Origin of the sequence: Streptomyces sp. NPDC047706 (assembly GCF_043204795.1) — a bacterium.
Classification (GTDB): domain Bacteria; phylum Actinomycetota; class Actinomycetes; order Streptomycetales; family Streptomycetaceae; genus Streptomyces.
In genome coordinates, this window is record NZ_JBIDCW010000003.1 from 251,322 (window position 1) to 269,844 (window position 18,523).

Annotated in this window: 15 protein-coding genes and 1 other RNA gene; 9 read left to right on the plus strand and 7 right to left on the minus strand. The window is 71.2% G+C overall.

Going from position 1 to position 18,523, the window contains the following annotated elements; genetic code table 11:
• Positions 1-77 precede the first annotated feature (77 nt).
• From ACGF8A_RS04940 to ACGF8A_RS04950, 3 genes are read left to right on the plus strand one after another with little or no spacing between them, the layout of a single operon-like run.
• Complete coding sequence (locus tag ACGF8A_RS04940; RefSeq protein ID WP_393104284.1) at positions 78-932, plus strand: Nif3-like dinuclear metal center hexameric protein; 855 nt, start codon at positions 78-80, stop codon at positions 930-932.
• Positions 929-1,672, plus strand: a complete 744-nt coding sequence (locus tag ACGF8A_RS04945) for a zinc ribbon domain-containing protein (protein ID WP_393104512.1) — start codon at positions 929-931, stop codon at positions 1,670-1,672. The genes ACGF8A_RS04940 and ACGF8A_RS04945 overlap by 4 nt, the downstream gene beginning before the upstream one ends.
• Before the next feature lie 11 nt (positions 1,673-1,683).
• On the plus strand, positions 1,684-3,162 hold the full coding sequence (locus tag ACGF8A_RS04950) for a bifunctional RNase H/acid phosphatase (RefSeq protein WP_393104286.1): 1,479 nt from the start codon (positions 1,684-1,686) through the stop codon (positions 3,160-3,162).
• On the opposite strand, the gene eda is transcribed toward ACGF8A_RS04950, so the two are convergent.
• From eda to ACGF8A_RS04970, 4 genes are all read right to left on the minus strand, one after another.
• Positions 3,137-3,832 (minus strand): bifunctional 4-hydroxy-2-oxoglutarate aldolase/2-dehydro-3-deoxy-phosphogluconate aldolase, encoded by a 696-nt coding sequence (gene eda, locus ACGF8A_RS04955; RefSeq protein ID WP_393104288.1) that lies wholly within the window; start codon positions 3,830-3,832, stop codon positions 3,137-3,139. The genes ACGF8A_RS04950 and eda overlap by 26 nt on opposite strands.
• A gap of 75 nt (positions 3,833-3,907) precedes the next feature.
• Positions 3,908-4,690, minus strand: a complete 783-nt coding sequence (yaaA, locus tag ACGF8A_RS04960; protein WP_393104290.1) for a peroxide stress protein YaaA — start codon at positions 4,688-4,690, stop codon at positions 3,908-3,910.
• A gap of 13 nt (positions 4,691-4,703) precedes the next feature.
• Positions 4,704-5,324, minus strand: coding sequence for a hypothetical protein (locus ACGF8A_RS04965; protein ID WP_393104292.1), 621 nt, complete (start codon positions 5,322-5,324; stop codon positions 4,704-4,706).
• Complete coding sequence (locus tag ACGF8A_RS04970; RefSeq protein ID WP_393104294.1) at positions 5,321-6,070, minus strand: MerR family transcriptional regulator; 750 nt, start codon at positions 6,068-6,070, stop codon at positions 5,321-5,323. The genes ACGF8A_RS04965 and ACGF8A_RS04970 overlap by 4 nt, the downstream gene beginning before the upstream one ends.
• Before the next feature lie 159 nt (positions 6,071-6,229).
• Between ACGF8A_RS04970 and ACGF8A_RS04975 the strand changes: the two genes are divergently transcribed.
• The 6 genes from ACGF8A_RS04975 to pglW all read left to right on the plus strand — a co-directional run bounded on the left by ACGF8A_RS04975 (position 6,230) and on the right by pglW (position 14,952).
• Positions 6,230-6,805 carry a Uma2 family endonuclease gene (locus ACGF8A_RS04975; RefSeq protein ID WP_393104296.1) on the plus strand — a complete coding sequence of 192 codons (576 nt, stop codon included), beginning with the start codon at positions 6,230-6,232 and terminating at the stop codon, positions 6,803-6,805.
• Positions 6,806-6,838: 33 nt separating this feature from the next.
• An RNA gene (gene rnpB, locus ACGF8A_RS04980) (RNase P RNA component class A) lies at positions 6,839-7,242 on the plus strand.
• A 488-nt stretch (positions 7,243-7,730) separates the two neighbouring features.
• Entirely contained in the window at positions 7,731-8,294 is a 564-nt protein-coding gene (locus ACGF8A_RS04985) for an RNA polymerase sigma factor (protein ID WP_393104298.1), read from the plus strand.
• Entirely contained in the window at positions 8,291-8,788 is a 498-nt protein-coding gene (locus ACGF8A_RS04990) for a transmembrane transport protein (RefSeq protein WP_393104300.1), read from the plus strand. The genes ACGF8A_RS04985 and ACGF8A_RS04990 overlap by 4 nt, the downstream gene beginning before the upstream one ends.
• Before the next feature lie 216 nt (positions 8,789-9,004).
• Positions 9,005-10,432: a DUF262 domain-containing protein gene (locus ACGF8A_RS04995; protein WP_393104302.1), complete on the plus strand. Its 1,428-nt coding sequence runs from the start codon at positions 9,005-9,007 to the stop codon at positions 10,430-10,432.
• A 134-nt stretch (positions 10,433-10,566) separates the two neighbouring features.
• Entirely contained in the window at positions 10,567-14,952 is a 4,386-nt protein-coding gene (gene pglW, locus ACGF8A_RS05000; RefSeq protein ID WP_393104304.1) for a BREX system serine/threonine kinase PglW, read from the plus strand.
• A gap of 153 nt (positions 14,953-15,105) precedes the next feature.
• On the opposite strand, the gene ACGF8A_RS05005 is transcribed toward pglW, so the two are convergent.
• The 3 genes from ACGF8A_RS05005 to ACGF8A_RS05015 form a co-directional block, all read right to left on the minus strand.
• The gene (locus tag ACGF8A_RS05005; RefSeq protein ID WP_393104306.1) at positions 15,106-16,581 is read right to left on the minus strand and encodes a hypothetical protein; all 1,476 of its coding nucleotides are present in this window, start codon (positions 16,579-16,581) and stop codon (positions 15,106-15,108) included.
• Positions 16,578-17,936, minus strand: coding sequence for a KGGVGR-motif variant AAA ATPase (locus ACGF8A_RS05010; RefSeq protein ID WP_393104308.1), 1,359 nt, complete (start codon positions 17,934-17,936; stop codon positions 16,578-16,580). The genes ACGF8A_RS05005 and ACGF8A_RS05010 overlap by 4 nt, the downstream gene beginning before the upstream one ends.
• A gap of 76 nt (positions 17,937-18,012) precedes the next feature.
• A complete protein-coding gene (locus tag ACGF8A_RS05015; protein WP_393104514.1) occupies positions 18,013-18,474 on the minus strand; it encodes a hypothetical protein in 462 nt (153 codons plus the stop codon).
• Between the last annotated feature and the right edge of the window lie 49 nt (positions 18,475-18,523).

Sequence of the window (18,523 nt, forward strand, 5' to 3'; positions counted from 1 at the left end):
AGGGGCCGGTGTGCTGAGCATGGCGGGGCCGGCGGCACAGGTTCAACGGCGCAGAACAGCCAGGTAGCCTGTGTCCCGTGCCCCGTCTGTCTGAAGTCATCGCCGCGCTGGAGAACCTGTGGCCCGCCGAGCGGGCCGAGTCCTGGGACGCGGTCGGCACCGTCGTGGGCGACCCGGCCCAGCACGTCACCCGGGTGCTCTTCGCCGTCGACCCGGTGCAGGAGATCGTGGACGAGGCGGTGAAGCTGGGCGCCGACCTGCTGGTCACCCACCATCCGCTCTACCTGCGCGGTACGACGACGGTCGCGGCGGACCACTTCAAGGGCCGCGTCGTGCACACCCTCATCAAGAACGACATCGCGCTGCACGTCGCCCACACCAACGCCGACACCGCCGACCCCGGGGTCAGCGACGCGCTGGCCGGCGCGCTGGACCTGCGGGTCGTACGGCCCCTCGTCCCCGACCCGGACGACCCCGAGCGGCGCCGCGGCCTCGGCCGGATCTGCGAACTGGACCACCCGCTGACCGTCCGCGAGTTCGCCGCCCTCGCCGCCGAACGGCTGCCCGCCACCGCGCAGGGCATCCGGGTCGCCGGCGACCCCGGAGCCACGGTCCGCACGGTCGCCGTGAGCGGCGGCTCCGGCGACAGCCTCTTCGACGCCGTCCGGGCGGCCGGCGTCGACGCCTTCCTCACCGCGGACCTGCGCCACCACCCGGCGTCCGAGGCCCGCGCCCACAGTCCCCTCGCGCTGCTCGACGCGGCGCACTGGGCCACCGAGTGGCCCTGGTGCGAGCTGGGCGCCGCCCAGCTCGACGAGATCTCCGACCGCCACGGCTGGGACCTGCGCGTCCACGTCTCGAAGACGGTCACCGACCCCTGGACCGCCCACGCGGCGTCCAACCCGACGACGACTCCTGGAGCCCCCAACTGAACGCCGCGCCCGCCGACCAGATCCGCCTCCTCGACGTCCAGGACCTCGACGTCCGTCTTCAGCAGCTCGCGCACCGCCGGAAGTCGCTGTCCGAGCACGCCGAGATCGAGTCGCTGACCAAGGACCTCACCCAGCTGCGCGACCTGCTGGTGGCCGCGCAGACCGAGGAGAGCGACTGCGCCCGCGAGCAGACCAAGGCCGAGCAGGACGTCGACCAGGTGCGCCGGCGGGCCGCCCGTGACCATCAGCGCCTCGACTCGGGAGCGGTGACGTCCCCGAAGGACCTGGAGAACCTCCAGCGCGAGATCGCCTCCCTCGCCAAGCGGCAGGGCGACCTGGAGGACGTCGTGCTGGAGGTCATGGAGCGCCGGGAGTCCGCGCAGGAGCGGGTCGCCGAGCTGACCGGGCGGGTCGGCTCCGTCCAGGCGAAGATCGACGACGCGAGCGCGCGCCGGGACGCCGCGTTCGAGGAGATCGACGGCGAGACGGCGTCGGTGACGAAGGAGCGCGAGGTCGTCTCGGGCTCGGTCCCGGCGGACCTGCTGGGGCTCTACGACAAGCTGCGCGCGCAGCAGGGCGGCATCGGCGCGGCCAAGCTCTACCAGCGGACCTGCCAGGGCTGCCGCCAGGAGCTGGCCATCACCGAGCTGAGCGAGATCCGTCAGGCGGCGCCGGACACGGTGGTGCGGTGCGAGAACTGCCGCCGCATCCTGGTGCGCACGTCCGAGTCGGGGCTGTAGGGGACGCTGCGGTGCGGGAGTTCATCGTCGAGGCCGACGGCGGATCGCGGGGCAACCCGGGGCCCGCGGGCTACGGCGCCGTGGTGATCGACGCGGCGACCGGCGAGACGCTGGCGGAGACGGCGCAGTACCTGGGCGTCGCCACGAACAACGTCGCCGAGTACCGGGGACTTGTGGCAGGCCTGCGCGCGGCCCACGCCCTCGACCCCGGCGCGTCGGTGCGTGTCCGGATGGACTCCAAGCTGGTCGTGGAACAGATGTCCGGCCGCTGGAAGATCAAGCACCCCGACATGAAGCCCCTGGCCATGGAGGCCGGGCGGGTCTTCAGGGCGGGGCAGGTGACGTACGAGTGGATCCCGCGCGAGGAGAACAAGCGGGCGGACCGCCTGGCCAACGAGGCGATGGACGCGGGGGCGCGGGGCGAGACCTGGACACCCACCCCGGCGGCCGCGGCACCGGCGGTTCCCGAGCCCGAGGGGCCGCCCGGGGACGCGACGGCGGGTGCGGCGAAGGCACGTGCGGCGCTGACGGGGCGGTCCGGTACGGCGAAGACGCGGGTGACGCCGGCGGGGCGGTCCGGTACGGCGGCTCCTGAGCCCGTTGCCTCCGGCGTCGCGGGCTCCGGCTCCACCCGCTCCGGCGTCGCGGGCTCCGGCTCCACCGGCTCCACCGGCTCCGGCGTCGCGGGCTCCGGCTCCACCGGCTCCACCGGCTCCGGCGTCGCGGGCTCCGGCTCCGCGGGATCCGGTGCCGGGGGCGCCGATGCCGAGGGTTCCGGGGGTGCCGAGGGCTCCGGGGGCGGCGCCGACGTGAACGCCGCGCGGAACGTCGCCACGCCGCGGGTCGGCTGGGGTGCTCCCGACATGGGCGCGCCCGCCACCTTCGTGCTGCTGCGCCACGGCGAGACGCCCCTCACGCCGGAGAAGCGGTTCTCGGGCAGCGGCGGCAGCGACCCCTCCCTCTCCGGCATCGGCCGCGAGCAGGCCGAGCGGGTCGCCCTGGCGCTCGCGAGACGCGGCTCGATCCAGGCGGTCGTCGCCTCTCCGCTCGCACGGACCCGCGAGACCGCCGGCATCGTCGCCGCACGGCTCGGCCTGGTCGTCGGCGTCGACGACGGCCTGCGCGAGACCGACTTCGGCGCGTGGGAGGGCCTGACCTTCGCCGAGGTGCACCAGCGTCACCCCGACGACCTCAGCGCCTGGCTGGCCTCCCCGGACGCCGAACCGACCGGCGGCGGCGAGAGCTTCGCGGCGACCGCCACCCGGATCGCCGCCACCCGCGACAAGCTGATCGCGGCGTACACCGGCCGCACGGTCCTGCTCGTCACGCACGTCACCCCGGTCAAGACCCTCGTACGGCTCGCCCTGGGCGCCCCGCCGGAGTCCCTGTTCCGTATGGAACTGTCGGCGGCGTCCCTGTCGGTCGTCGCGTACTACGCCGACGGCAACGCCAGCGTGCGCCTGTTCAACGACACCTCTCACCTGCGCTGAGCGAGGCGGCCTCCCGGGCCAGCTCCTCGATCCGCGTCCAGTCCCGCGCCGCCACCGCGTCCTGCGGGACCATCCAACTCCCGCCGACGCAGCCGACGTTGGGCAGCGCCAGATACTCCGGCGCCGACGCGAGCCCGATTCCGCCCGTCGGGCAGAACCGCGCCTGCGGCAACGGCCCGGCGAGCGACTTCAGATACGCCGTACCCCCCGCGGCGGCCGCCGGGAAGAACTTCATCTCCCGCACCCCGCGCTCCAGCAGCGCCACCACCTCGGACGTCGTCGACACCCCCGGCAGACACGGCACCCCGGACCGCCGCATCGCCCCCAGCAGTACGTCCGTCCAGCCCGGGCTCACCACGAAGCGCGCCCCGGCCGCGACCGCGTCCTCGACCTGCCCCGGCGTGATCACCGTCCCGGCCCCGACCACCGCGTCCGGCACCGCCCCGCCGATCGCCCGGATCGCGTCGAGCGCGGCCGGCGTCCGCAGGGTCACCTCGATCGCCGGCAGCCCCCCGGCGACCAGCGCCCGCGCGAGCGGTACGGCGTCGGCGGCGTCCGGGAGGACGACCACGGGGACGACGGGGGCGAGATCAAGCACGGAGCTGAGCGCGGGGTCGAGCGCCGAGTCGAGCGCGGGGTCGAGCGCGGGGTCGAGCGCGGGGTCGGTCATGCGCCATATCGTGCCCGGGTGATGCAGTACACGCAAAGGCTGTTGCGCATACTGCAACAGCCTTTGTGCCGGGGCTCAGTGGACCTCGTCCACCAGCACATCCAGCGACCAGGGCCGCCCCGCCCCCGCGGGCGCCTCGGCCTCCACCACGTACCCCAGCTCCCGCAGCACCCCCACCAGCTCCGCGGGCCCCTTCGGTGCCGCCCCGGCCGTCAGCAGGCTGCGCACGACGCGCCCCTTCGTCGCCTTGTTGAAGTGGCTGACCACCTTCCGCGTGGGCGCGTGCAGCACCCGTACCGTCGCCGTCCGCCCCGCGATCCCGCCCTTCGGCTTCCACGCCGCCGCGTACGCCGACGACCGCAGGTCCAGCACCAGCCCGCTCCCGGCCGCCTCGGGCAACGCGGAGGCCATCGCCGTACGCCAGTGCGCGCCCAGCGCTCCCAGCCCCGGCAGCTTCACCCCCATCGAGCAGCGGTACGAGGGGATCCGGTCCGTCACCCGGACCGCGCCCCACAACCCCGAGAACACCAGCAGGGAACGCGCGGCGCGCCGCTTGGCGGCCGTGTCCAGCGACGCCAGGTCCAGGGCGTCGTACAGCACGCCCGTGTAGACCTCACCGGCCGGCCGGGCCCCGGCGGTGTGCAGGGCGGTGTTCTTGGCGACCTCGCCGCGCAGTCCCTCGCTGAGCCCCAGCACCTCGCGCGCCTTGTCCTCGTCGCCGGAGCACAGCTCGACCAGTTCGCCTAGGACGGCTTGCCGGGCGCCGCTCAGCTCCGGCAGCGCGAGCGACTCCAGCTTGAGCGGTGCGCCCCGGCCGGAGGACGCCTTCCCCTCCGAGGGCGGCAGCAGGACCAGCACGGATTCTCCTTCTCTAGACCTCCGCGCCAGGGTACGGCCTGCTGTCCGCGCCGCTGAGCGCCCGGGTGACGGCCCCGACGAGGCCGTCGGCCCCGTCGGTGTACACCCGCACCAGCCTCACCTCCCGCCGCCGGCCGAGGAAGGTCGTGTACGCGACGGGCTCGGCGAGCTCCAGCGTGACCGTCGTCTGCCCGCCGACCTCGACGTCGAGCACGCCGTCGGCCTTCTCGTGGGTCAGCCGCAGCTCCCGCCGGACGGCCGCGATCCGCTCCAGCGGTATCCGCAGGTCGAGGTGGGCGGCCTTACGGACGCGCAGGGCTCCCGGCTCCAGCACGTGCGGCCGTACGACGGACGCGGCGTGCAGACCGATCACGAAGAGCACGGTGTACACGTCCAGCACCAGCACCACGTAGTGCACGGCCGGCCACCGGGACAGCAGCACCGACATCACGACGGTCTCGACCACGCACACGAACGCGAACCCCATCAGCAGCGCGCTCTGCCCGCTCGCGTACCCGAACGCCCGCCCGCCCCGCGTGCCCTGGGTCCGCCGGGCCACCCACAACCCGAGGCACACGTAGAGCAGCACCTCATGCCGCACGAGCCGGTACGCCGTTCTCGCCGTGGTCCTCATCGCGGCCCCCCGGAGGCGAGCCGCAGCGCCTGGCGGATGGCCTCCGCCTGGGCCGGGGCGAGGTCGGCGTACATGGCGCGCAGAAAGCCGTGGTCGTGCTCGACGGGTTGCGCGGCGACCAGCTCGGGCGGCATCAGCCCCGCGAGCGCGCGCGCCGCCTCGGCGACCCGCGGGTCGTCGGTCGCGGCCTCGGCGAGCGCGTCGAGCAGGGCGTACGCCTCGTGGGCCCGCGCGACGGCACCGGGCCCGGTCAGAGCGCCACCGACGGCGGCCAGCAACCGCTCACGCTCCTCAGGACCGGCCGCGGTCTCCAGCAACGCGAAGATCTCCCGGTCCTTGGCGGCCATCGGTGAGCCGGAGGCGGGCGCCAGCCCCGCGAACAGCTCCGCCAGCTCGGGTGAGACCGGCCCCTCGGCGGGCAGCTCGGCCACGTCGAGCAGAGCTTTCAACCGTTCCCGGCGCTCCCGGAGCGCCGCCTCCTGCCGCGCGAGATCCGCGTCCAGCTCTTCCAGCACCTCACTCAGATCCCGACCCGCGTCCTCGGCGAGCACGTCCCGCACCTCGGCGAGCCCCAGCCCCAGCTCCGTCAGCCGCCGGATCCGCGCCAGCACGACGGCGTGCCGCAGGGTGTAGTCCCGATACCCGTTCGCCAGCCGCTCCGGCTCGGGCAGCAGGCCCAGATGGTGGTAGTGCCGCACGGTCCGCGTGGTGACGCCGACGGCGGCGGCGAGTTCTCCGATCCGCATGGGTTCAGTAGAGACGTTGACGTTGCGGCAGGGTCAAGCGGACGGTGCGCTGACCGCGTACGTGATCGTGTGCCACGATCGAGGGAACGGATTCCGATCTCTCGGACGGGTGATCAGCCGATGTCCCAGTCTGGCGAGCGACCGAAGGAGGGGCGTGACATGACTGCCATGGCCCACGAGCCGCTCACGCAGGAAGAGGTCCTGCTGGAGGGCTTTCTCGCCCTGGACACCCCGGAGGGTTTCCGGGCCGAGCTGATCGAGGGGGAGATCGTTGTGACGCCGCCGCCGGACGGGGATCACGAGGACTGCATCGGGCTGATCGTGGAGCAGGTGCTCCTGCACTCCAAGGTCGGAATGCAATTCGCGGGGACCAAGGGCCTGGTCCTGAGTGGAGACGGCGCCTCCAGGGACCGTGTCATGCCTGACGCCACATTCGCGCCCCGAGAACTTCGCCTGTTTCGCGGCGCCGATCCATGGATGCCCAGCGAGGGCGTTGCCATGGTCCTTGAAGTCACGTCCACCAAGCCCAAGGCTGACCGTGAGGCCAAGCGGCGCTCCTACGCCCTCGGCGGCGTTCCCCTCTACCTCCTGGTCGACCGCGACGACTCCGCGATCACCCTGTTCAGCACACCGCAGAGGGGCGACTACCGGGAACACCTCACCCGCCCCCTCGGCAAACCCCTCACCCTGCCGGCACCCTTCGCCTTCGACCTGGAGACCGCGGACTTCCTCTGACCGCTCGCCCGGTACCATGGGCGACACGGCAGACGAGCCGGGCGGGCGGCCGCGTGGAGGTCCTTGTGGATCTCCCCGAGGAACGTCCGGGCTCCACAGGGCAGGGTGGTGGCTAACGGCCACCCGGGGTGACCCGCGGGACAGTGCCACAGAGAACAGACCGCCGGGGACCTCGGTCCTCGGTAAGGGTGAAACGGTGGTGTAAGAGACCACCAGTGCCCAGGGTGACCTGGGCAGCTAGGTAAACCCCACCCGGAGCAAGGTCAAGAGGGGCGCTGTAAAAGGCGCTCTGCGCGGACGTACGAGGGCTGCCCGCCCGAGTCCGCGGGTAGACCGCACGAGGCCGGCGGCAACGCCGGCCCTAGATGGATGGCCGTCGCCGGGGGCTCCGCGAGGAACCCCCGGAACAGAACCCGGCGTACAGCCCGACTCGTCTGCCGCCAAGGGTTCCTGACCGGCGATGCGCTGGTCAAAGGCCTTCTTTGCCGGATCAAGGGCTCGCTCACTCCTCGTTCCGTACCGGTTCGAACCGGACCGCTCGGCTGCGTAAGTAGCCGCGAGAGTAGCCATGAATCGTGGGCCGGAGATCGGCCGCGGAGGGTCTGACCAGGTGCCGATGGCCTCTGTCCTGGGGCATCGGGACGGTCCCGGCGCGATGCTTGAGCATGCGGTGCAGCCGCTTCTGGCTCGTACCTCTCGGAGAGCCCTGCTCGAAAACGGCTCTGGAAGCGGGCCGACGGGCAGGGCCGGAGTTCATGGCTTCGGCGCTTCACTGTCCATGAACGACTGTCCAGGAGAGCGAGCGATCAGCGTTGAGCATGTTTGTCGCCTACTGACCTACCGGCGTGGTCGACCCCGTCTCTCCGCCAAGGTCAAGATGCTCGGCATTCCGTGAACCTTTCCGCTCGGAACGCCGACTCTCTGTGTGACGGACGGTGCGGCGCAGGGAGGCGTGGTGGGCGGCGACGGGTTGTTGGTGGTGCGCTGCCAGCTTGGGGAGCGGGAGGCGTTCCGCGAACTGGTGGCCCTGTGGCACCCCCGGCTGTGGCGCTATGTCCGGAGCATGGTCAGTTCTCCGCACCTCGCGGACGATCTTGCTCAGGAGGCGTGGGTCGCTGTGGTGCGCGGTCTGCCGCGGCTGCGGCAGCCGGAGCGGTTCGCCCCCTGGCTGTTCACCATCGTCCGGCGCACGGTCACCGACCATCTGCGACAGACGTGCAAGGCTCCGGAGACGGCCATGGAGGAAGCCGCGACCGTGGTCGCCGACGACGAGCTCGGCAGCGTGCTCACCATGATGCAGATCGAGGCAGGTCTTACCGCTCTGCCGCCCTCGGAGCGCGAGGTGCTGATCCTTTTCCACCTGGAGGACCTGCCACTGGCGTCCTGCGCGGAGGTGCTCGGCGTACCGGCCGGCACGGTCAAGAGCAGGCTGTATCGCGCTCGGCGCATGCTGCGCAACTACCTTGCCGAGAAGGGATACGAGGCATGAGCGAGCAGAACCGCGCAGCGCAGCGGGCTGTGCCCGAGCGACTGGAGCGCGCGCTGGCCACGGAGGTGTCGCTGCGGTCCCGGCTGCGCCACGTGGCAGTGGGCCTGGCCGGGGGATGCGGCGCGGCCGTGATCGCGGTGCTGTGGGCCACTGAGCCGTATGCTCTGCCGACGCGTACCCAGGCCACCTTCGCCGGACTGATCGGCATCGGCCTGGCCTGGGCCGTTCTCGCCGGCTGGGTGCTGAGCAGGCGTCGGCCGCTGTTCGCCCGGGACCGGGTGCTGTCCGCCCGGATCGCACTGGCGGCGACTGTGGTGACCGCCCTGACGGGGGTGGCGCTGGCTGCAGTCCGCGGCAGTACCGCCGACCTGGTGGCCACCGCCGCGGGCGGTGTCGTCTTCACCGCCGCCGCGATGCTCACCCTGGTACGGGCGTGGCGCCGCCGACGCGAACTAGTGCGGCTGCGGGACGCCTTGCGACAAGACGCCCCTTGAACAGCCGAAGTCACTCAAGCCGTGATCACCTGCGCAGCCTCCGATGACCACGACTTCAGACAGGACCAGCTGGGTCGTGCCGTCGTGCAATCCGCTTTGTGACGAGGGCTCTTGTCCTGCGGGGCGGCGTGTCCGCGTGGTAGAAACCTGATGCTGTTCCCTCGCCCTGACTTCTTCTGCCGGCCAGTTTGCTCTCGACGTTAGGATTCCTCGGCTGTGCCACCGACTTTGTATCGCGTCACCAATTACACGCTCGGGCACCTGATCGAGAACATCGAAGGCGGCCGTATCGGACTCCCCGATATCCAACGCCCGTTCGTATGGTCCGCGGCGAAGACCCGCGATCTACTCGACTCGATGTACCGGGGCTACCCGATCGGCACCCTGATGTTCTGGGAGACCGGCGCTGAGGTGGGGACGCGGCAGATCGGAACGCACGCCGGCGATCGTGCGCCCCAGCTGTTGGTCGTCGACGGGCAGCAGCGGCTCACCGCCTTGTTCGCCGTCCTCACCGGGCGCAAGATCGTCACCAAGTCCTTCGACGAGATCAACGTTCGCATCGCGTTCCGCCCGGAGGACCAGACTTTCGAGGTCACGGACGCGGCGATCGAGCGGGACGCCCACTTCCTTCCGGACATCACCGCGCTCTGGGCCGAGAGCCGTTACAAGCCCACCCTCCGGCAGTTCTTTCAACGGCTCGAACAGGCCGGCGGACAGCCTTTGCCGCATGCTGCCAAGGATGAGCTCGAAGAACGCCTTGACAGGGTCCGGGACCTGCGCGATTTCCACTTCCAGGTCGTGGAGCTGGGCGCTTCGGCCAACGAGGAGCAGGTCGCCGACATCTTCGTGCGCATCAACTCCGAAGGCGTGAAGCTCAACCAGTCCGACTTCATCCTCACTCTGATGTCCGTGCATTGGGAGAAGGGACGCCGCCAGCTCGAGGACTTCAGCCGGAGCGCGGTGATCGCGGGACTTCCCGGTGCGAGTCCTCGGAACGCCTTTCTGGACCCCAGCCCGGACCAACTGCTGCGCGTAGCGGTCGCCGTCGCCTTCCGGCGCGCCCGGCTGCAGCACGTCTACAGCGTCCTGCGAGGGAAGGACCTCGAAACCGGCAAGGTCACCGCCGACCGACGGCAGGAGCAGTTCGACCGGCTCGCCCGGGCGCACACCAAGGTCCTGGACCTGACCAGCTGGCACGAGTTCTTCCAGTGCGTCACGGCGGCGGGCTTCCGCAGCCGCAAGATGATCACCTCCGACAACGCCCTGCTGTACAGCTACACGATCTGGCTGATCGGACACCACGACTTCGGGCTGACGGCCGATGAACTCCGCCCCGTGATCGGACGGTGGTTCTTCATGGCGCACACCACCGGCCGGTACTCCAACTCGCCGGAGTCGCAGATGGAGTTCGATCTGGGACGCATCGGCAGTCTGCCGCCGGGTGACGGCCGAGCCTTCACCGCGGAGCTGGACCGGATCATCGCAGCGAACTTCACCGGCGACTACTGGGACATCTCCCTGCCGAACCGGTTGGACACCTCCTCGTCGCGTTCACCGGTGCTGTTCGCGGTCCGGGTCGGCAACGCCACCAAGCAGCTCCACGGCGATGACCTCCTGCGCTACCAGGAGGAACACTGGGGATGAGCGTCCTCATGGCCAGCTCTCCGAACGGATGCTGCCTGTCAGTGGGGCGCGGTAAGGTCAACGAGGGATTTTGGCCCGAAAGGGTGTGAGGAGACAGCGGAGGTCGGACGGTGACGGCAGGAGGCTCGCGGCCGGTGCCCAAGCCGGGACCGCCGCGTCCGGCGCAGCAGTGGTTCCAGGATCGCCCCTCCCCGTACCCCTGGGAGCAGGACGCTCTCGACCATGTTCGTCGCCTGATGCCGGCCGCCGAGCCGTATCGCGCGTGGGCCACTTTCTCCTTCACCGCGCAGTCGGGCCGTATCAACGAGTGCGACCTGCTGATCGCGGTACCCGCCGGCCTTTACCTGGTCGAGATCAAGAGCCATCCAGGGCGCCTGGAGAACAACGGATCCACCTGGAACTTCCGCGGCTCCGACCGCACCCGGACGATCAACAACCCGCTCCACTTCAACGACGCCAAGTCGAAGGACCTCAAGAGCAGGCTCCTGTGGGCGGCCCGCAAGTTGGGCATCCCCGAGCGCTCCGTGCCACGTGTGGAACCGGCGATCTTCCTCTCGGCTCCGGACCTCGAGAGCCATCTCGACGACGTCCAGAAGGTCAAGGTCTACGGTCGTGACGACCGCTCCACCGGCCTGAAGCGCATCTGGCAGGACTTCCTCGGCCTGCCGCCCGACCGCCCCGAGCGCCGCATCACGCCCGACTTCTCCCGGAATACGCTGCCGCGCCTGCTGAAGGCCATCGGTGTCCAGCAGTCCACGGCCCATCTCAGGTTCGGCGACGCCTGGAAGCTGCAGCCGCACCCCCTGGACCGCGGGCAGTCCTGGGAGGACCGCCTGGCCACGCGCGACGACGGCCTCGTCCAGGAGGAGGGCCGCGTCCGCATCTACCTGGTCGGCCATATGGCCACCGAGGCCGCGAAGAAGTCGACCGATCGCGCGGCCCGCCGCGAGTACCAGGTCCTGCAGGGCATCACGCACCGCGGCATCGTCGAGGCCGTCGAGATCCGCGAGCACCAGGGCGGACCCGCGATCCTCTTCCGTCACCGGCACACGGACCTGCGCCTCGACCAGTACCTGGCCACCTACGGGGGCAAGCTCACCCCCGAGATCCGCCTCGACCTCGTACGGCAGCTCGCCGAAGCCGTCCGCTACGCGCACAACCGCGCCCTCTACCACCGGGCCCTGGCGGCCAGTTCCGTCTACGTCTCCTTCCGGTCCGACGGAACGCGCCCCGAACTGCGCATCACCGACTGGCAGACCGCGGCCCGCGATTTCGACAGCAACGCCACCTTCTTCCGCTCCATCGGCGGCTCGGCACTCGACGCCGCTCTGATCGAGGACGCGGCCCGCCTCTATCTCGCCCCCGAGACCGACCAGCCGTACGCCGATCCGGCAGACCTGGACATGTTCGGGCTCGGCGCGGTCGCGTACCTGATCCTCACCGGTCAGCCTCCCGCCACTCAGCGCAGCGCGCTGAGCGAGCGGCTGCGCACCGACTCCGGGCTGCATCTGTACGCCGTCGCCGACGGTTTCCCGGACGCCCTCGACGACCTGGTCTTCAAGGCCACTCGCTCCGACGTGACCGAACGCCTCGGCTCCGCCGAGGAGTTCCTCGACCTGCTGGACAAGGCGGAGCGCGCCAGCGTGCTGCCCGAGGCGCCCACGGCCGTCGGCGTCGACCCGCTGGAGGCACTGCCCGGCCAGTCGCTCGACGCGGAATGGTCCGTACGCCGCGTCCTCGGCACCGGCGCCACGGCCCGCGCCCTTCTCGTGGAGCGCGTGGTCGAGGACGAGGACGGCCACGTACAGATCGACGAGCGCGTCTTCAAGGTCGCTCTGGACGAGCAGAAGGCCGAACGGCTGCGTGCCGAGGCGGGCGTCCTCAAGGAAGTCGGGGGCGGCGCGGTCGTACAACTGCGGGGGGAAGGGCTGCGCGAGATCGGCGGACGCACCGTCCTGCAGCTCGAGTACGCCGGTGAGCAGTCCCTGGGCGCCCGGCTGCGCGGCAAGGGCAAGCTGACCTACCACGAGCTGGAGCGCTTCGGCGACGATCTGTTCAGGGCGCTCGACCAGCTGGCCGCCAACGGAGTCCTGCACCGCGACCTGAAGCCCGACAACTTCGGCATCCACCACAGCAAGGACCGCATCTGGCGCCTGAAGCTGTTCGACTTCTCCCTCGCCGACGCCTCCGAGCGCGACATCAAGGCGGGCACGCGCGGCTACCTCGACCCCTTCCTCGGCTCCCTGCGGCGGCCGTACTACGACGACCACGCCGAGAGGTACGCGGCGGCCGTCACCCTGCACGAGATGGCCGGCGGCGAGCGCCCCATGTGGGGCGACGGACAGCTGGACCCGCTCACCAACGAGTCCGCCGAACTGTACGTCGCCTCCGAGCTGTTCGAGCCGGCCCTCAGGGACGGCCTCACGTCCTTCTTCCGGCGGGCGCTGCACCGCGACACCGAGCACCGCTTCGACACGCTGCGGCAGATGCACGACGAGTGGCGCGAGGTGTTCCGGGCGGCCGACGCGACCAGGCCGGCCACCACCCCGGCCACGGTCGGCGCCCAGGCCGAGGACGCGGAGGAGGCCCGTGACGCCGCCGCCGAGGCCGCGGACGCCGAGACCCTGCTGGACGCCGCAGGCCTGTCGCCCCGGGCCGTGTCCGTCGCGCACGGGTTGGGCGCCACCAAGGTGGGAGAGCTTCTCAACGTCCAGCCGTACGCGATCTCGAAGGCGCGGGGCGCGGGTGCGCTCGTACGCAAGGAACTCAACCGGCGCCGCAAGCAGTGGGCGATCGCCCTGCGGCAGCCCACCGGGGCCGACGTCCGACCCGCGGTACCGGCCGCGCGCACGGACGGTGCCCCCGAGCCGGACGGTTCGCTGCTCCTGTCGATAGACGACATGGCCGCCAGGCTCACCCCCGAACCCGGTCGCAAGGGTTCCCACCGTGCGCCGGTGGTCCGGCTCACGCTCGGTCTGCCGCCCGAGGAGGGCGGGCTGTCGCCGTTGGGCCCCTGGCCGGTCCAGGCCCGCATCGCCGACCACCTCAAGATCAAGCAGCCGCCGGTCTCCCGTCACCACCGCATCGAGATCAAGCTGTGGGCCGAGGCGGACTGGCTGCGGCGGGTGCGCGAAGAGCTGGTCGAGATCGTCACGGCGGCCGGGCGGGTCATGACCGCGCAGGAGGCGGCCGCCGAGCTGCGCGTCCGGCACGGCGCGGGCGACGACACCCCCGAGCGTACGCTTGCGAGGGCGCTGGCCGTGGTACGGGCCGCCACCGAGGCCGAGCTGTGGGACGGCGAGGGCGTGGAACAGCACGAGCCGCGCCTGGCCGTGCACCGACGAGGCGACACCGTACTGATCGCTGCGGAGTCGTTGCCCGGGACCGACGACCCGAGCCCACGTGAACTGGCCGACTACGCGGCCGAGTTGGGGTCGGTGGCGGAGCGACTGGCGCGTCAGGAGCCATTGCCGGGACGAGCCGCGGTGGTCCGGGACCTGCGCGCGGTGCCCGCCCCGGAGGGCTTCGCCCCGCTCGCGGACACCCGGCTGGTCGACCTCGCAGCCGCCGTCGCCGTGGGGACCGAGGTCACTCCGCGCCTGGAGCTGTACCCCCGTGACCTCAGCCTGGACCGCGCCCTGCGCATCTCGCAGGCAGGGGCGGGAGTACGACGGGACCGTGGCATCACCGTCGCCGAGCTGCTGGCGCGGCTGCGCGCGCGCTTCCCCGTGCTCGACGCGCTCTCCACAGAGCGCGAGCCGACGTACGTGGAGCTGGAGGACCCGCTCAGGGAGGCCCGCTTCGAGCTCCAGTACGACACCAAGCTGGAGCGGTTCTTCCCGCCGGCCCTGGAGGCGGCCGGCCAGTGGACGTCCACCGGGACGGGCACCAGTTACGTGTCGCCCGGCCATGGCATCCCGGTGGTCGCGGAGGTGGACGGGGATCCGCACGCCGCCACCCGTGCCAGGCTCGCGTCCCGCGTTCAGCGCGGCGGGTTCCTCGCGCTGACCGTGAAGGGCAGCCGGCTGCCGGGTGCCGCCGAGGCGGTGGCCGCGGCGTTCCCCGTCGAACCCGTCGACCTGGGGCGGGAGTTCCTCGCCGAGTTCCGCGCGCTGGCGGCGGAGAAGGGGCAGGACTGGGAGAAGGTCCTGCGCGCCGACGCGGGCTCCGCGCCGGGGCAGATCAAGCGGGGTCTGGCTTCGTTCGTCCGCGCGGTCTGGGTACGTCTGGAGGCGGCCCTGCTGGAGCGGGCCGCGGCGCCTCGCACGGTCCTCTTCCTGTATGAGGCGGGGCTGCTCGCCCGGTACTGGGACGAAGGCGGCCACGATCTCCTGGTCCGGCTGCAGACGGCGGCCCGCAGACCGGCCGACGACCCGCACGGGCTGTGGCTGCTGTGCCCCGTGGACACGCGGACGCAGGTCCCGCACCTGGACGGGCGGACGGTCGAGGTGATCGGCGGCGACGGGGAACGGGCGTACCTCGACGGTGACTTCCTGACGGCAGTGACTGCGGCGGCCTGAGCGCTCCGCTGGAAGTGCCGCGTGGAAGCGCCGCGATGTGCCGTCGGTCGTCTGTAGCGCCGTCGTGGCCGGTCGCGCGGTTCCCCGCGCCCACCGGGGCGCTGGGGGCGCCCTCCGCCGCCTTCGAGGCCGCACACCGGGATCTGCCCGTGGTCAGTGCGCGCGCCGGGAGACGCCCCCCTTGCGGCCGATGCCGAAGGCCAGGCGGTAGACGTCGGGGATGTCGACCGCGTAGTCGCGCAGGTCGGTGGCGCCCGCCGCGCGCCGTGTCATCACGCCGAGCCTCTCCAGCTCGTCGATCAGCTCACGGTGGTTGTCGACATCCTCCGGGCCGCTGCCCTGCGAGCCGTTCGCCAGGACCTCGCGCAGCTTCGAGGAGAGGGAGGCGTCCCGCCAGTAGGCGAGGACCACGGACGGCTGCATCGGCACCTGGCCGCCCCGCAGTTGCTCGACGGCGACCGCCGCCCAGCGGATGTCCTCCGTGATCTCGTCCACGCGGATCTGGGAGGCGGTACTCACGGACGCGCGGATGGCGTCGTAGTGGAGGGCGTATTCGTGTGCGGGGTATCGGTCCCGGCTGATGGTCGCCGCTGTGGAGACGGCCTGGAGGAGCGTGCGTGGACTCACCTGGCCCTTGCCGTCCTGCAGGTGGTTGGGAAGCCAGGTGTACGTGTGGCCGCGGCGGTGGCTCGGACCCATGTACGGGCCGGCCATCGTGATGAACAGATCGTGCTGGCGCTTCGGGGTGGCGATGACGTCGACGGGGGCGATGCACCGGCCTTCGCCCTCACTCTGCCAACTACCGGTCGACGCACGGAACTTCTCCGCCTCGGGGCTCGGGTGGTTGCCGAGCTGGTGGTAGAGGAGGCCGTACAGGTTCTCCGTGGTCCAGGTCAGGTCGGTGGCGTTGGCGCCGAGTTTGGAGGCGTCGGGGAAGTGTTTGGGCGCGCTCTCGTACATGTCCGGGCGGACGAAGATCTTCGCCCGGACCGCGCTGGTGCTCATGCGGAGATCCAGCGCCACCTCGAAGAGGCCGGACACCAGCTGGTCGACGACCGGCCTCTCGTTGTGGAGGTGCTCCAGGGCGTCGAAGATCAGCAGGCGGGTGCGGCCGCTCTTGCGGGCCTCCTGGTCGACCGTCCACAGGGCTCGTTCGTAGGACTCCATGTGCTCGGCGACCCAGCGGACCCGCCTGTCCCAGCCTTCGATGCGCAGGATCTCCGGGGCCCCGAGTCCGGTCAGGACCACGGCTGACCAGAGGTGCTGGGGCTTGACGCCGTCCTTCAGGAGTTTGCTGATGACGTTCTTGCTGGGGTGGTGCAGGTTGGGCTCGCCGCCTTTCGCGTGGCCGGTGGCGACCGTCATCCGTTGCAGCCGGGGCATCATGTACGAGGCCGCGGCGATCTCGCGCATGCTGTCGTCGCTGAGCACCTTGGTCCACACGGTCTTGCCCGAACCGCGTGCGCCGCGCACCACCGTCACGTCGGGGTCCAGCGCACGCCGGTGGCTCGACGGCGTGAACAGCCGCGTGACGTCGGGGCTCACGGTGTCGGCGTCGAAGGCGCTGCCGGGGGCGGTGGCGAGCAGCGTCCGGTACTCGTCGGTGGACAGCGGGTCCCGGTCCGTCATGACAGCTCCTCGGTGGGGAAGACGAGTTGGTAGACCTCGTCGAGGAACCTCTTGTACGCGGCCTCCACGAAGGGCAGTTCGGGCCAGTCGCGGTCCTGGAGCGGGTCGAGGCCGATCAGGTCGTGGCTGAAGAGGATCGGGATGGGGGAGTGCGGGGCTTGGTTGTCCGCAGGGGCCGGGTTGTACGCGGTCAGGTCCCCGCCCGCCGCGTCGTCGTAGAGCGTCTCGGCGAACATCTTCTGGGCGTTGTCGCGGAGCTTGTCCAGGCGCTCTATGTCCCCGGCGGACCGGAACATGGCGGCCACGATACGGAGGCGCTCGCGCAGCTCGACGGCCCGGTCCGGGCGCTGCTTCCACTGGGAGAACAGCATGCCGTAGCCGTACCAGGTGGACGGGTTGTCGACGGCGAAGAGCAGGGACAGCCCGCTGAGCTGGGTGAGGGTGACGGCGGCGATGTCGTGGATGCCGGCGCGGCTGTCGAGCAGGACGACGTCCGGTTGCCGCGAGATCCCGGCCACCTGGGCTTCGCAGGCGGCGATGGCCTCCTCCAGCCGCACGCAGAACGGCTTGGGCGCGCCGCCCGGTTCGGCGGCCGGAAGGTCGCTGTATATGCGGTTCAGCTTCGCGAGGTAGTCGTAGTCGTCGCGGGGGCGGCCCCCGGCGGGGGCCAGCCAGATCTCGCCGTTGCCCTTGCCCTGGGTAGGCGTGAAGAACGAGCTCTGGGTGACGAGGTCCAGCTCGTCCGCGTTGCCGACGCCGGCTTCGACCAGGTGGTCGACGATGCCGTGCTCGGGCAGTTCGTCGAGGCCGTGCAGAAGCGTGGAGACTCCCGGGGACTCCAGGTCGAGGTCGACGACGAGGACGCAGTGGCCCTTGTCGGCGAGGTGCCGAGCCAGGACGGCGGTGGCGGTGGAGCGCCCGACGCCGCCCTTGAAGCCGTACAGGGCGACGCGCCGCTCTCGCACCTCGGGCTGCGGTGAAGCGCCCGGTGCGGCTTCCCGGGCCCAGTCGGCGCCCACGACGGTCCGTTCGAGTACGGCGACCCTGCCTCGGTGGCCTGGCTCGCCCTCGTCCTGCACGATGAGTTCGCGGGAGGCGAAGAACATCTCCGGTGCGAACATCGTGGACGCGGCCTGGACGGGTTGGGGGCCCGCGAAGGCCTGAGTGTCGCGTCGGAACGCCTCCGCCAGCGATTCCAGCTCCTCGGCGGGCAGTGGCTCGGACTCGTCGTCGATCAGGAGCGACGCACGCCCGAACAGGTCGCGTACGAGGACGGTGTCCCGGCCGGTTTCGGCGGCCCTGTGGGCGTGGCCCAGGGCGGCGTGCCACGCGGCGTCGAATCGGGTGGGCTTCATGGGGCGGGCGCCTGCTTTTCCACTTCGGCTCTGGCTTTGGCTTGGCTTCGGCTGCGTTGGTGCTTTGCGCTTTGTGCTACTTCGCCTGTTGGTATGCGGCGATCACGGTACGGGCCGCGGCGAGGTGACGTTTCACGCGCTGATCCGATATCTGGCTGCTGTCACGGTAGCGGTGGGCCACGTCCCACTCGTCGGTGGATTCCCGGAAGGGGTTCTGCTGGGGGATCTGCGCGAGGACGGTGGCACCGCGGTGGCCGCTGGCGAGGAGGAGGAGTTGGTCCCAGACGTGGGGGAGGTGACCGTGTTCGGAGGCTCGCCTCGCCTTCTCGATCTGGGTCTTGCTCGGCGCCGCCGGGTTGTTCCTGATCGCCGGGCTGTACGGGATCCCGAGCGGGGTGTCCTGTTTGGAACCGAAGAAGTCGAGGAGCATCGCCTTGATGACGCACTCCGCCGCGATTCCGGCCAGGTGGTCGGCGGAGCCGAAGAGCGGGGGTGACTTGGCGAGTTGCGTTGCCGCGTCGTAGTGGCAGCGGCCCACCTCCAAGAAGGAGTGTTGGTGGGCGGGTGCGGGTGTCGGCGTAGGTGCT